Raw genomic sequence first — 14,125 nt, 5'->3', positions numbered from 1 at the left:
ATGAGTATGATGCGGCCCAGCCTTCGCTTCGCACCATTAGACGGCAGGAGATAGCAGCGATGATCGGCTATCTCATCCGCCGCATCCTCGCCGCCATTCCCGTGATGGGCGTGGTGGCGCTGTTCGTGTTCCTGTTGCTGCGGCTGACGCCGGGCGACCCGGCGGCGATCCTCGCCGGCGACAATGCGACACCGGAACAGCTCGATCGCATCCGCACCTCGCTTGGTCTCAACGAGCCGATCTACATCCAGTTCTACACCTGGGTCGCCAAGCTGCTGCATGGCGACCTTGGCGTCTCCCTGATCTCGAACAAGCCGATCCTCGAGATGATCGGGCCGCGCCTCGAGCCGTCGATCTCGGTCGCGCTCGCCACCATCATCCTCTCGATCCTGGTGGCGGTGCCGCTCGGCGTGATCGCGGCGTGGAAGCACGGCACCTGGATCGACCGCTGCGTGATGGGGCTGTCGGTGCTCGGCTTCTCGGTGCCGGTGTTCGTGATCGGCTACGTGCTGATCCAGGTGTTTGCGATCTACCCGTTCCGCTGGGTGCCGGTGCAGGGCTTCAAGAGCATCTCGGCCGGCTTCGGTCCGTTCTTCGAGCGCATCATCCTGCCGACCTGTACCCTCTCCTTCATCTATGTCGCGCTGATCGCGCGCATGACGCGCGCCTCGATGCTCGACGTGCTGGGCGAGGATTACGTGCGCACGGCGCGGGCCAAGGGCATCGGCGAGACCGGCGTGCTGCTGCGCCATGCGCTGCGCAACGCCGCGGTTCCGGTCATCACCGTGATCGGCTCCGGCTTCGCACTGCTGATCTCCGGCGTCGTCGTCACCGAGAGCGTGTTCAACCTGCCCGGCATCGGCCGCCTCACCGTCGATGCGGTGCTGGCGCGCGACTATCCGGTGATCCAGGCCATGATCCTGTTGACGTCGGGCATCTATGTCGGCGTCAATTTGTTGATCGACGTTGCCTACACCCTGCTCGATCCTCGTATCCGGTACTGAGCAATGGCGATCGAAACCCTTCCCGAATCCACCATCCCCGTCACCCGGCCGTTCCGCGTCAGGTTCGGCTTCCTGACGTCGACGCCGATCATCGCGGTTGCGACGATCTGCCTTGCCCTCATCATCCTGATGGCGATCTTCGCGCCGCTGCTGGCGCCGCACGATCCCCTGCTGCTGACGCCATCGCAGCGGCTAAAGCCGTCGAGCGCGCAATATCTGCTCGGCTCCGACGCCTATGGACGCGACCTGTTGTCGCGCGTCATCTACGGCGCGCGGATCTCGCTGGTGATCGGGCTCGGCGCCGCCGTCTGCTCGATCGCCATCGGACTCCTGATCGGCCTCGTCGCCGGCTTCTTCCGCTGGGTCGATGCGGTGCTGATGCGCGTGATGGACGGCCTGATGGCAATCCCCGCCATCCTGCTCGCGATCGCCGTGGTGTCGCTGTCCGGCGCCAGCATCTGGACCGTGATGGTCGCGATCACCATCCCCGAGATCCCGCGCGTGGCGCGGCTGGTGCGCTCGGTGGTGCTGACCGCGCGCGAGGAGCCCTATGTCGAGGCCGCGATCTCGCTCGGCTCCAGCCTGCCGAAGATCATGTGGCGGCATCTGATGCCGAACACCATTGCGCCGCTGATCGTGCAAGGCACCTACGTCTGCGCATCCGCGATCCTGACCGAGGCGATCCTCTCGTTCCTCGGCGCCGGCATCTCGCCGGAAACGCCGACCTGGGGCAACATCATGGCCGAGGGCCGCGCCTACTTTCAGGTCAAGCCATCGCTGATCTTCTGGCCGGGACTTCTGCTCTCGATCGCCATTCTCAGCATCAATCTGATCGGCGACGCCGCCCGCGACGCGCTCGATCCCCGCATGAAGCAGCGTGAGGGCAAGTGACCGCAACCAACTCCTCCAACGTCGTCCTCGACATCAACAATCTCGTCGTCGGTCTCGGCCGCAAGGCGGACGCGCATCGCATCATCGACGACCTGTCGTTGCAGGTCCGCGAAGGCGAGACGCTGTGCCTAGTCGGCGAAAGCGGCTCGGGCAAGTCGGTGACCTCGCTCACCACGATGGGGCTGTTGCAGAAGGGGACGCTGGTGCCCTCGGGCGGCAGCGTCAAGCTGGTCGGTGAGGAACTGCTCACGGCCAGCGACCGCCGGCTGCGCCAACTCCGCGCCACCCGAATGGCGATGATCTTCCAGGAGCCGATGACCGCGCTCAATCCGGTGGTGCCGGTCGGCCGCCAGATCGACGAGGTGCTGCGCGCCCATACCGATCTCGATGCCCGCGCGCGGCGCCGGAAGATCCTGGCGATGATGGAACATGTCCGGCTGCCGGATGTGGAGCGCATCTTCTCCTCCTACCCGCACCGCCTGTCGGGCGGACAGCGCCAGCGCATCATGATCGCAATGGCGCTGGTGCTGGAACCGAAGCTGCTGATCGCGGACGAGCCGACCACGGCGCTCGACGTGACAACCCAGAAACAAATCCTCACCCTGATCCGCGACCTGCAACGCGATCATGGCACCGCTGTCCTGTTCATCACCCACGACATGGGCGTGGTGGCCGAGATCGCCGACCGCGTCGCGGTGATGCGGCACGGCCGGCTGGTTGAAGCCGGACCGCTACAGGACGTGCTGCGCAACCCGAAGATGGACTACACCCGCAACCTGCTGTCCTCGGTGCCGAGCCTCGTGCCGCGCGCACCGCGGCCGGAAACATCGGAGCCGGTGGTGCTGGAGGCCAATGAGCTCAGCAAGGTCTACCGGGAGCGGTCGCTGTACGGCAAAGCCCGCGAGGTCGCCGCCGCCAGCAACGTCACGCTCACTTTGCGCAAGGGCCGCACGCTCGGCATCGTCGGCGAAAGCGGCTCCGGCAAGTCGACGGTGGCACGCTGCATCGTCCGCCTGATCGATCCGACGTCGGGCGGGGTGCGGCTGGCCGGCCGCGAGATTTCCGACCTGTCACGCCGGCTGCTACAGCCGCATCGGCAGAAGATCCAGATCATCTTCCAGGACCCCTACCGCTCGCTCAACCCGCGCGTCACCGTCGGCGAGAGCATCGCGGAAGGCCCGATCAATTACGGCATGCCGCGCAAGGACGCGCTGGCGCGGGCCCGCGAACTGCTCGAGCTGGTCCATTTGCCGCCCGACGCCATCTCGCGCTATCCCCACCAGTTCTCCGGCGGCCAGCGTCAGCGCATCGCGATCGCGCGGGCGCTCGCGCTCGATCCCGACGTGCTGGTGGCCGACGAGGCGGTGTCCGCGCTCGACGTCTCGGTGCAGGCGCAGGTTCTGAACCTGCTCGACGAGATCCAGTCTCGGCTCGGCATCGCGCTGCTGTTCATCACGCATGACCTGCGCGTCGCCGCGCAGATTTGCGACGACGTCGCCGTGATGCAGCGTGGCCGCGTCGTGGAACAGGGACCGGCGGCGGAGGTGTTGACCAATCCGCAGCAGGCCTATACCCGCGCGCTGCTCGATGCCGCTCCCGGGCGCGGCTGGGACTTCGCCAACTTCCGCCCGGTTTCGGAAGGCATTGGGGCGACGGCCTAGTCTTTAGCCTTATGCCTTTAGCCTCATGCCCTGGCTCTGAGCCTTTCAATACGCCCATAGGGCATGCAAATCCGGAAGTGCTCCCCGGCTTGCGCTTGGCGCGACGACACGCTTAACGTCGCGCGCTAGAGCGTGACCTGGAAAGCGAACACCGGCTTTCGAAAGATCATACTCAAACTGAAAAGGCCAGATGATGCGATTGCTTCCAAATCGCATCATGAGCGAAGAAACGTGTCGAGACCAACTTGATGACCCGCATTGCCGTCGGCGGCTTCCTGCACGAGACCAACACCTTCGCACCGACGAAGGCGACTTATGACGACTTCGTGCACGGCGGCGGCTGGCCGTCGATGACGCGTGGCGCCGACGTGCTCAAGGTGATGCGCAAGATCAATGTGGGTCTTGCCGGCTTCGTCGAGGCCGTGGAAGCCAATGGCTGGGAGCTGGTGCCGACGCTTTTCGCCGCAGCTAGTCCATCGGCGCATGTCAGCAAGGACGCCTACGAGCGGATCGTGACGGAAATGGTCAACGGCATTGTCGCGGCCGGGCCGATCGACGCGGTCTATCTCGACCTGCACGGCGCCATGGTCACCGAGCATCATGACGATGGCGAAGGTGAAACCCTCGCCCGCGTGCGCAAGGCGATCGGCCGCGACCTGCCGCTGGTGGTAAGCCTCGATCTGCATGCCAACGTCTCGCCTGAGATGATCGAACATGCCGACGCGCTGATCGCCTACCGCACCTACCCGCATGTCGACATGGCCGACACCGGCCGGGCCTGCGCCAGGCATCTGGCGTTGATGCTCAAGTCCGGGCAGCGCTTTGCAAAGGCATTCCGGCAATTGCCGTTCCTGATCCCGATCAGCTGGCAATGCACCAACGACCAGCCGACCCAAGGCATCTACCAGAAGCTTGCCGCGCTCGAGAGCGACGCCGTGCCGACGCTGTCGTTCGCGCCGGGCTTCCCGGCCGCCGATTTCAGGGATTGCGGGCCGAGCGTGTTCGCCTATGGCCGGACCCAGGCCGATGCGGATGCGGCCGCCGACAAGGTCGTCGCCCTGGTCGAGGGCCATGAGGACGATTTCGACGGCCGGATCTACTCGCCCGACGAGGGCGTGCAGCTCGCGATGGAGCTCGCGAAGTCGGCGAGCAAGCCGATCATCATCGCCGACACCCAGGACAATCCCGGCGCCGGCGGCGATTCCGACACCACAGGCATGCTGCGCGCGCTGGTGCGCAACCGGGCGAGCGCCGCGACCGGTGTGATCTACGATCCGCAATCGGCCAAGGCCGCGCATGCGGCCGGGATCGGCGCCACCGTCACGCTGGCGCTCGGCGGCAAGTCCGGCATTCCCGGCGACGCGCCGTACAAGGAGACCTTCGTCGTCGAGCAGCTCTCGGACGGCAAGTTCGTCGCGCCCGGTCCGTATTTCGGCGGCCGCGACATGGACATGGGCCCCTCGGCCTGCCTGCGGGTCGGCGACGTCCGGGTCGTGGTCGGCTCCTACAAGGCCCAGCTTGCCGACCAGTCGATGTACCGCTATGTCGGCATCGAGCCGACCGCGCAGAAGATCCTGGTCAACAAGAGCTCGGTGCATTTCCGCGCCGATTTCGAGCCGATCGCGGAGAAACTGCTGATCTGCGCCGCCCCCGGCGCGATGCCGGCCGATACCGCCACGCTGCCGTGGAAACATTTACGTCCCGGCATTCGTATCAGACCAAACGGCCCCGTTTTTACACCCACCTCCCCATCACGCACCAACGGATAGAGAGCCATGCCGACCATTGAGCGCATCGACAGTTTTGCCGACGAACTCACCGCCATCAGACGGGATCTGCATGCGCATCCCGAGATCGGCTTCGAGGAGGTCCGCACCTCGGGCATCGTCGCCGACAAGCTCGCGAGCTGGGGCATCGAGGTGCATCGCGGCCTCGGCGGCACCGGCGTGGTCGGTGTGCTCAAGGGCAAGGGCAGCAGCAGCAAGAAGATCGGCCTGCGCGCCGACATGGACGCGCTGCCGATGGAGGAGAACACCAATCTGAAGTGGCGTTCCACGATTCCCGGCCGCTTCCACGGCTGCGGCCATGACGGCCACACCACGATGCTGCTCGGCTCGGCGCGCTATCTCGCCGAGACCCGCAATTTCGACGGCACCGTGCACTTCATCTTCCAGCCGGCCGAAGAAGGCCTCGGCGGCGCGCGCGCGATGATCAAGGACGGCCTGTTCAAGCAGTTCCCCTGCGACGAGGTCTATGGCCTGCACAACGCGCCCGACCTCAACCATGGCGAGATCGCGATCCTGCCGGGCCCGGCGATGGCCGCGGCCGACTTCTTCGACATCAGGATCCAGGGCTATGGCGCCCACGGCGCGATGCCGGAACGCTCCAAGGACGCGGTCGTGATCGCGATGACGCTCGGACAGGCGTTGCAGTCGATCGTCAGCCGCAACGTCGATCCGCTGCAGGCCGCCGTGCTGTCGATCACCCAGATCCATTCCGGCTCGGCCTACAACGTCATTCCCGGCGACGCCTGGATGTGCGGCACGGTGCGCTGCTTCTCCGAGGAGATCCGCGAGCTGATCCGCAAGCGCATGCGCGAGATCTGCACCGGCTTTGCCGCCGCGTATGGCGCCGAGATCTCCGTTGAGATCCGCGACGGCTTCAGCGTGCTGGTCAATCAGGAGGAGCAGTCCCGCGTCGTCGAGGAAGTCGCGCGCACCGTTGTCGATCCGGCAAAGGTGATCACCCGCTCGACGCCCAAGATGGGCAGCGAGGATTTCGCAGACATGATGCAGGCCGTTCCCGGTGCGTATTTCTGGGTCGGCCATGACGGTTCAGTGCCCGTGCACAATCCCGGTTACGTTCTCGACGACAAGATCCTGCCGATCGGCGCCAGCATGTTCGCCCGCATCATCGAGAAACGTATGCCGGCAGGTGCCCATGCATAAGCCGAAACAGGACACCATCACATCGCTGCACGATCTCTCGGCCGTCGACCTGCTCGCGGGCTATCGCGCCAAGCAGTTCTCGCCTTCCGAGGTGCTGGAGGAGATCATCTCCCAGGTCGCGACCTGGGAGCCGCAGATCAAGGCACTGTATCTGTACGACCCTGACGGCGCGCGGAAAGTCGCCAAGGCCTCGACTGAGCGCTGGCAGCAGGCCGAGCCGGCCGGCACGCTCGACGGCGTGCCCGTCACCATCAAGGATAACGTCGCGACCAAGGGCCAGCCGGTGCCGCTCGGCGCCGCGAGCGTCAAGCCCGTGCCCGCCGAGAAAGACGCGCCGCCTGCCGCGCGGTTGCGCGAAGCCGGCTGCGTGATCTTCTCCAAGACCACGATGCCGGACTACGGCATGCTGTCGTCCGGACTGTCGTCGTTCCATCCCCTCACCCGCAATCCCTGGGACGTCAGCAAGAACCCCGGCGGCTCGAGCGCCGGCGCCGGCGCCGCGGGTGCTGCCGGTTATGGCCCGCTGCATCTCGGCACCGACATCGGCGGCTCGGTGCGGCTACCGGCCGCCTGGTGCGGCCTCGTCGCGCTGAAGCCGAGCCTCGGCCGCGTACCGATCGACCCACCCTATGTCGGCCGCGTCGCCGGCCCGATGACCCGCACCGTCGATGACGCCGCGTTGATGATGAGCGTGCTGTCGCGTCCCGATCGCCGCGACGGCATGAGCCTGCCGGCACTCGAAGTGAACTGGAAGGCGCTGGAGAAGTCGCCGCGCAAGCTGCGGATCGGCCTGATGCTCGATGCCGGCTCCGGCCAGAAGGTCGAGAAGGAGGTTCGCGAGATTGTGGTCAAGGCGGCGAAGGCGTTCGAGTCCGCCGGCGCCGTCATCACCGAGATCGACGGCATCCTGACGCCCGAGATGCTCGAGGGGCTCGACCATTTCTGGCGCGCCCGGACCTGGGACGAGCTGTCGAAACTGCCGCAGGCCGATCGCGGCAAGACGCTGCCCTATATCCTCAACTGGGCCGAGGCCGGCGCAAAGCTCTCCGGCGTCGACGTGGTTCGCGGCTTCAACCAGACGATGGCGATCCGCGCCGCCGCCGCAAAACTGTTCTGCGAGGTCGACTACGTGATCTCGCCGGTATCGCCGGTGGTGAACTTCCCGGCGGAGTTCGCGGCACCACTCAACGATCCGGCAAAGCCGTTCGAGCACATCTGCTTTACCGTGCCGTGGAATATGTCGGAGAATCCGGCGCTGTCGATCAACGGCGGCTACGACAAGAAGGGCTTTCCGATCGGCGTCCAGATCATCGGCCGCCGCTTCGACGACATCGGCGTGCTCGGCATGGGCAAGGCGTTCGAGGGCCTGCGCGGCCCGCAAAAACCGTGGCCGGCGCCGCCGAAGAAGTAGCGCCTCAACACAAGTCGCGATGCGCGGAACCAGGCCGCGCATCCGACTTCTTCACAAGGGATGATTGCCGGGTTAACTGGATGGAGACGCGCGCCAGCGCCGTTCATTCAAGAAACCGAGAGGAAATCATCCCCATGGCGTACGAGACGATCAAGTACGAGGTCGCCGAGCAGATCCTGACCATCACGCTGAACCGGCCCGACAAGCTCAACGCCTTCAACGCCACGATGCAGCAGGAGCTGATCGACGCGTTCGACAAAGCCGACAAGGACGACGACGTCAGGGCAATCATCGTGACCGGCGAAGGCCGCGGCTTCTGCGCCGGCGCCGACCTCTCCTCCGGCGCCAACACCTTCGACCGCGATGCGCGGCGCGGGCCGGTCAAGCGCAATGCCGATGGCAGCGTCGACTACAGCGATCCGCAGGTGCGCGACGGCGGCGGCCAGGTGACGCTGCGCATCTTCAAGTGCCTGAAGCCCGTCATCGCGGCGGTGAACGGTCCCGCCGTCGGCATCGGCGTCACCATGCAGCTGGCGATGGACATCCGCATCGCGTCGGAAGCCGCACGCTTCGGCTTCGTGTTCTCCCAGCGCGGCATCGTGCCGGAGGCCGCCTCGAGCTGGTTCCTGCCGCGCATCGTCGGCATCTCGCAGGCGCTGGAATGGTGCTACTCGGGCCGCGTCTTCCCGGCGCAGGAAGCCCTCGCCGGCCGTCTCGTGAGCAAGGTGGTGCCGCCGGATGACCTGCTGCCGACCGCGCGTGCGCTGGCCAAGGAGTTCGCGGCCAAGACCGCGCCGGTGTCGGTGGCGCTGATCCGCCAGATGATGTGGCGCATGATGGGCGCCGACGATCCGATGGAAGCGCACAAGGTCGACAGCCGCGGCATCTATGCCCGCGGCCGCTCCGACGACGTCAAGGAAGGCGTGGTCGCGTTCCTGGAGAAGCGCCCCGCGCAGTTCAAGAACAAGGTGTCGTCGGACATGCCCGACTATTTCCCGTGGTGGCAAGAGCGCGAGTATAAGTGAGCGAACGGCGTCCCCCGACGTCCACACTTGACGGCGTCGTCCTGCTGCACGGCATCAGCAGGACGGCGCGCTCGTTTCGCAGGATGGAGCTGGCGCTGCGAGACGCCGGCTTTGCCACCCTCAACCTCGACTATGACAGCCGACGCAAGCCGCTCGGCACGCTGGCCGAGGATATTGACCCGTCGATCGTTCGTTTCGCCGATAGCCTCGATGGCTCGGTGCATTTCGTCTGTCATTCGATGGGCGGCCTGCTGGCCCGCGTGTACCTCGCACGACACCGCCCCGCCCGGCTCGGCCGCGTCGTGATGCTGGGCACGCCGAACGGCGGCAGCGAGATCGCCGACCGCCTGAAGAACCTCACAGCCTATCGCGCCTTTTTCGGCCCGGCCGGGCAACAGCTCGTCACCCGCCGCGATGCCGCGACCAGCGCGCTGTTGCCCGCCATCGATTATGAGGCCGGCATCATCGCGGGCAACCGCTCGGTCTATCCTATCACGTCGATGGGCCTGCCGCGGCCGCATGACGGCCGGGTGTCGGTCGCCAACACCAGGCTCGACGGTATGGCCGACCATATCGTGATCCGCACCTCGCATCCCTGGCTGGTACGCAACAGGGAGGCGATCACGCAGACGATTGCGTTCTTGCGAGAGGGAAAGTTCGCAACGACGTAACCGTCATTGCGAGGAGCGAAGCGACGAAGCAATCCATACTGCCCACACACGGTGAGCATGGATTGCTTCGCTCCGCTCGCAATGACGGTTATCGAGTGATCAGCGCCACGCGGCCGATCGCCTTGCGTTCGATCAACAGCCGCATCGCCTTGGCGTAGTCCTCCAGCGGCAGCCGGTGTGAGATATTTGGCCGCACCCGGCCGGCCTCGGCCCATTCGTTCAGCGCCTTGAACCTGACCTCGCCGAGCGCGGGATCCTTCCGCACCGCCTCGCCGGCACGCACGCCGAGCACGCTGGCGCCCTTGATCATCAGCAGGTTGGTGCGGGCAAGGCCGATGCCGCCGGTGAAGCCGACGATGAGGATCCGCGCGCCCCAGTTGATGCAGCGCATCGAGCTCTCGAACACCTCGCCGCCAACCGGATCGAACACGAGGTCGGCGCCGCGGCCATCGGTGAGACGTTTCACCGCATCGCGGAACGGCTCGCGCGCATACAGCACGAGATGATCCGCGCCGCGTTGCCTGGCGATCGCCAGCTTCTCCTCGGATGATGCCGCCGCGATCACGGTGGCACCGAGCAGCTTGCCGATCTCGACCGCGGCAAGCCCGACGCCGCCGCCGGCACCGTGCACCAGCAGCACCTCGCCCGGCTTGATCTGACCGCGGTCGATCAGCGCGTGATACGCGGTGCCGTGCGCGGCCAGGAAGGTCGCGCCCTCGGCATAGTCGAAGGTCGACGGTATCGGCACCAGTTGCGACGGCGTTGCGACGGTCTCGTCGCAATAGGCGCCGTGGCGCATCTTGACGATCACCTTGTCGCCGACCGCGACACCTGAGGCATCATTGACCTCGACGACATCGCCGGCCGCTTCCGAACCCGGCGTGAACGGCAGCGGCGGCTTGAGCTGGTACTCGCCGGCAGCCATCAGGATGTCGGGGAAATTGATTCCGGCGGCACGGATCGCAACGCGCGCCTCGCCCGGCTTCAACGGCACCGAGGCAAAGCTTTCCAGTTGCAGGCGCTCGGGCGGCCCGAGCTCGCGGCAGACAACGGCTTTCGGCATCAGGCGGCCCGTGCCTTGAGGCGTGCCAGCGCCTCCCGGATCAACGGCAGGCGGTCGTTGCCGAAATACATGTCGGTCTTGTCGAGATAGATCGTGGGTGAGCCGAATGCGCCGCGCGCTACCGCCTCTTCGGTATTGGCCTTGAGCTGATCCTTGATGGCCTGGTCGCCGATGCCGGCAAAGAACTTTGCGGGATCGATCCCGGTTTTGGTGCAGATCTCGGTCAGCACCGCATCCTGCGAGATGTCCTTGTCGTCGCCCCAATAGGTCTCGAACACGGCGCGCGCGAACGGCACCATCTTGTCGTTGCCGAGCCAGATGCAACCGCGCATCGCCTTGACGCTGTTCACCGGAAACACGGTCGGCGGCATCTTGATCGCAAGACCGGCCGAGCGCGCCCAGTCGGAGAGATCCTTCTTCATGTAGCGCGCCTTCAGCGGCACCGGCGTTTCGCGCTGCGCGTAGACCGAGGGATTGACGGTGTTGAAGATGCCGCCGACCAGAATCGGCCGCCAGGTGATCGGAGCGTCGAACTCCTTGGCGATCGGCTGGATGTTATGCCAGGCCAGGTAAGTCCACGGGCTGGAGCAGTCGAAGAAGAATTCGATCATGGGCGTTTCCTTAGGTTGGTGTTGTCTCACTTTCGTCATTCCGGGGCGCGCCGCTTGGCGCGAGCCCGGAATCCATACTCACGATGGTGGTTATGGATTCCGGGCTCGTCGCTGCGCGTCGCCCCGGAATGACAAAATATCATTTCTTCTCGACCAGCTCCTTGGCACGCTGGCCGAACATGTTCTTGCGCGATTCCTCGTCGAACGGCTCCTTGACGAACTTCCCGATCGCAAGACCCGCCTGCACCTGCGGCCGGGCCCGAACGGTCGCGTACCAGCGCTTGATGTTCGGATAATCGTCGAGCGTGAAACCCTGTGCCTGGTGGGTCATGGTCCAGGGGAAGCAGGCGATGTCGGCGATCGAATAGTCATCGCCGGCGACATAGGCGCCGGTCTTGCCGAGTTGGCGGTCGAGCACGCCATAGAGTCGCGCCGCCTCGTCGCGGTAGCGTTCGATCGCATAGGGAATTTTCTCGGCCGCATAGAGCGCAAAATGGCCGTGCTGGCCGAGCATCGGCCCGAGGCCGCCCATCTGCCACATCACCCATTGGATGACGTTCGACCGCGCACGTAACTCCCTGGACAGGAAACGGCCGGTCTTGTCGGCGAGATAGATCAGGATCGCGCCGGTCTCGAACACCGAGAACGGCCCGCCGCCATCGGCCGGCTGATGGTCGACGATCGCGGGGATGCGGTTGTTCGGACTGATCGCCAGGAATTCGGGCCGGAACTGCTCGCCGGCGCGGATGTTCACCGGGATCACCTTGTACGGCAGGCCCAGCTCCTCCAGCATGATCGAGATCTTCCAGCCGTTCGGCGTCGGCGCGTAGTGCAGATCGATCATCGGCGTCCATTCCCCATCACAAAGCCTCTTGTTGTTCTGTACCTGCACTCTAGGACATGGCACACAGGCGCTCAATCCGAACCCACCGGGAGGCTCCCATGCTGTTTCCAACCACGATCGCAGGCTCCCTGCCCAAGCCGGAATGGCTGGCCGAGCCGAACATGCTGTGGGCTCCCTGGAAATCCGAAGGCACCGAGCTCGCCCGCGCCAAACGCGACGCGACCGTGCTCGCGGTCAAGCTACAGGAAGATGCCGGCGTCGACATCGTCACCGAGGGCGAACAGGGGCGCCAGCACTTCGTGCATGGTTTCCTGGAGCGGATCGAAGGCATCGATTTCGCCCACAAGGTCGAAATGGGCATCCGCAAGGACCGCTACAAAGCCATGGTGCCGCAGGTGGTCGCACCGCTTCAGCTCAAGGGCCGTGTCCACGAGGGTGAGGCACGCGCCGCGCGCGCCCACACCAGGAACCGGCTGAAATTCACGATGCCCGGCCCGATGACGATCATCGACACCATCGCCGACAAATATTACGGCGACCGCGTCAAGATGGCGTTTGCCTTCGCCGAGCTGTTGAACCAGGAAGCCAAGGCGTTGCAGGCCGATGGCGTCGACATGATCCAGTTCGACGAGCCTGCGTTCAACGTCTACATGGACGAGGTCCGCGACTGGGGCATCAAGGCGCTGGAGCGCGCCGCCGAGGGTCTCACCTGCGCCACCGCCGTGCACATCTGCTACGGCTACGGCATCAAGGCCAACACCGACTGGAAGCAGACGCTTGGCGGCGAATGGCGCCAGTACGAAGAGACCTTCCCTGTCATCGACAAGAGCACGATCCAGCAAGTCGCGATCGAATGCCGCAACTCGAAAGTGCCGATCGAACTGCTCGCCGCGCTCCCCGGCAAGATCGTCCAGGCCGGCGTGATCGATGTCGCCAGCGACGAGATCGAAACCCCTGAGGATGTCGTCAAGGTGATCGAGGCGGTCGCGAAGCATGTGCCGAAGAGCAACATCATCGCGACCACCAATTGCGGCATGGCGCCGATGCGGCGGGATATCGCCGAAGCCAAGCTGATCGCACTCGGTGATGGTGCGAAACTGGCACGGCAGCGGCTCGGGTGATGCCGAGCGCGACCCGCTCAATGCCTGCAAGACGTTGGTCACGCAGGCAAGAGGCTTCCGTCGTCCTGAGGAGCGCGTAGCGCGTCTCGAAGGATGAATCGGCCCGGCTGGTGGCCGTCAATCCTTCGAGGCTCGCTCCGCTCGAGGACGGAATTGCCCCGAATTCGCGCTAACGTGCAGCACCGGCCGATAACCGGACTGAAATGCACGAACGGTCGACGGCGGCGTCAGCAACATCGCTGGCGCACTCACCTCGGCCCGCTCGTAACCGGCGAACGACCACCGCAAGGTCTTTCCATTGGCGACGAGATGGCTTTGGTCGCTCGCCTGCACCATCGTCCCGTCGGGCAATTCGTTGATAGGCACCGGCAACGGATGCAGCCGCTTCTGCCGGCGATCCAGCCGCTCGGCGTGCAGCACCGCATCCATCGCCTTGACCTTGAGATCACCCACGCCGTTGCCCTGCTCCCAGGCCGCACGAAACCGCTTGGCGTCGTCGCGGCGGCAGTAGAAGCAGGGCCGGTGCCCGGCCGCAAACGCGGTGGCCTCATCGAGGAAGAACAACTCGGTCCAGCTCTGCTGGCTCATCACCTTGCGTCGTCTGCCCCTGAATTCGCAGACGCAGGTGAGCCACGCCGGCGACGACCAACGCTTGTTCAAAAGCGTTCGGGTCGCGGGATCGTGGATGATACCGCGATTGCCGGTGAAGGTGCCGCGGTGCGCGGACGCGACGATCTCGCCTGTCGGTGTGACGCGGTTTTGCAGGGGCATGGCACAGCTCTAACCACGATCGTCATTGCGAGGAGCGCAAGCGACGAAGCAATCCATCATACCGCATATGCGGAAGCATGGATTGCTTCGCTGCGCTCACAATG

At 65.3% G+C, this 14,125-nt stretch carries 13 protein-coding genes; 9 read left to right on the top strand and 4 right to left on the bottom strand.

Going from position 1 to position 14,125, the window contains the following annotated elements:
- Nucleotides 1-59 precede the first annotated feature (59 nt).
- The 8 genes from B2W55_RS16870 (at nt 60) to B2W55_RS16835 (ending at nt 9,611) form a co-directional block, all read left to right on the top strand.
- Nucleotides 60-1,004 (top strand): ABC transporter permease, encoded by a 945-nt coding sequence (locus B2W55_RS16870; RefSeq protein WP_024582500.1) that lies wholly within the window; start codon nt 60-62, stop codon nt 1,002-1,004.
- Nucleotides 1,005-1,007: 3 nt separating this feature from the next.
- Nucleotides 1,008-1,895 carry an ABC transporter permease gene (locus B2W55_RS16865; RefSeq protein WP_024582501.1) on the top strand — a complete coding sequence of 296 codons (888 nt, stop codon included), beginning with the start codon at nt 1,008-1,010 and terminating at the stop codon, nt 1,893-1,895.
- Nucleotides 1,892-3,556, top strand: a complete 1,665-nt coding sequence (locus B2W55_RS16860) for an ABC transporter ATP-binding protein (RefSeq protein WP_024582502.1) — start codon at nt 1,892-1,894, stop codon at nt 3,554-3,556. Before B2W55_RS16865 ends, B2W55_RS16860 begins: the two co-directional genes overlap by 4 nt.
- 248 nt (nt 3,557-3,804) lie before the next feature.
- On the top strand, nt 3,805-5,325 hold the full coding sequence (locus B2W55_RS16855; protein ID WP_024582503.1) for a M81 family metallopeptidase: 1,521 nt from the start codon (nt 3,805-3,807) through the stop codon (nt 5,323-5,325).
- A 6-nt stretch (nt 5,326-5,331) separates the two neighbouring features.
- Nucleotides 5,332-6,504, top strand: a complete 1,173-nt coding sequence (locus B2W55_RS16850) for a M20 aminoacylase family protein (RefSeq protein WP_024582504.1) — start codon at nt 5,332-5,334, stop codon at nt 6,502-6,504.
- Nucleotides 6,497-7,915: an amidase gene (locus B2W55_RS16845; RefSeq protein WP_024582505.1), complete on the top strand. Its 1,419-nt coding sequence runs from the start codon at nt 6,497-6,499 to the stop codon at nt 7,913-7,915. The genes B2W55_RS16850 and B2W55_RS16845 overlap by 8 nt, the downstream gene beginning before the upstream one ends.
- 134 nt (nt 7,916-8,049) lie before the next feature.
- Nucleotides 8,050-8,940, top strand: coding sequence for a crotonase/enoyl-CoA hydratase family protein (locus B2W55_RS16840; RefSeq protein WP_024582506.1), 891 nt, complete (start codon nt 8,050-8,052; stop codon nt 8,938-8,940).
- Nucleotides 8,937-9,611: an alpha/beta fold hydrolase gene (locus B2W55_RS16835; RefSeq protein ID WP_024582507.1), complete on the top strand. Its 675-nt coding sequence runs from the start codon at nt 8,937-8,939 to the stop codon at nt 9,609-9,611. The genes B2W55_RS16840 and B2W55_RS16835 overlap by 4 nt, the downstream gene beginning before the upstream one ends.
- An 88-nt stretch (nt 9,612-9,699) precedes the next feature.
- On the opposite strand, the gene B2W55_RS16830 is transcribed toward B2W55_RS16835, so the two are convergent.
- The 3 genes from B2W55_RS16830 to B2W55_RS16820 all read right to left on the bottom strand — a co-directional run bounded on the left by B2W55_RS16830 (nt 9,700) and on the right by B2W55_RS16820 (nt 12,129).
- Nucleotides 9,700-10,674, bottom strand: coding sequence for an NADPH:quinone oxidoreductase family protein (locus tag B2W55_RS16830; protein WP_024582508.1), 975 nt, complete (start codon nt 10,672-10,674; stop codon nt 9,700-9,702).
- On the bottom strand, nt 10,674-11,285 hold the full coding sequence (locus tag B2W55_RS16825; protein WP_024582509.1) for a 2-hydroxychromene-2-carboxylate isomerase: 612 nt from the start codon (nt 11,283-11,285) through the stop codon (nt 10,674-10,676). The genes B2W55_RS16830 and B2W55_RS16825 overlap by 1 nt, the downstream gene beginning before the upstream one ends.
- A 139-nt stretch (nt 11,286-11,424) precedes the next feature.
- The gene (locus B2W55_RS16820; protein WP_024582510.1) at nt 11,425-12,129 is read right to left on the bottom strand and encodes a glutathione binding-like protein; all 705 of its coding nucleotides are present in this window, start codon (nt 12,127-12,129) and stop codon (nt 11,425-11,427) included.
- 98 nt (nt 12,130-12,227) lie between these two features.
- Between B2W55_RS16820 and B2W55_RS16815 the strand changes: the two genes are divergently transcribed.
- A complete protein-coding gene (locus B2W55_RS16815) occupies nt 12,228-13,250 on the top strand; it encodes a methionine synthase (RefSeq protein WP_024582511.1) in 1,023 nt (340 codons plus the stop codon).
- A 117-nt stretch (nt 13,251-13,367) separates the two neighbouring features.
- On the opposite strand, the gene B2W55_RS16810 is transcribed toward B2W55_RS16815, so the two are convergent.
- On the bottom strand, nt 13,368-14,021 hold the full coding sequence (locus tag B2W55_RS16810; RefSeq protein WP_024582512.1) for a hypothetical protein: 654 nt from the start codon (nt 14,019-14,021) through the stop codon (nt 13,368-13,370).
- Between the last annotated feature and the right edge of the window lie 104 nt (nt 14,022-14,125).

Origin of the sequence: Bradyrhizobium sp. UBA2491 (genome assembly GCF_002341725.1) — a bacterium.
Lineage (GTDB): Bacteria > Pseudomonadota > Alphaproteobacteria > Rhizobiales > Xanthobacteraceae > Bradyrhizobium.
Note: the sequence above shows the minus strand (reverse complement) of the source record. Positions and strands in the feature narration are given on the sequence as shown.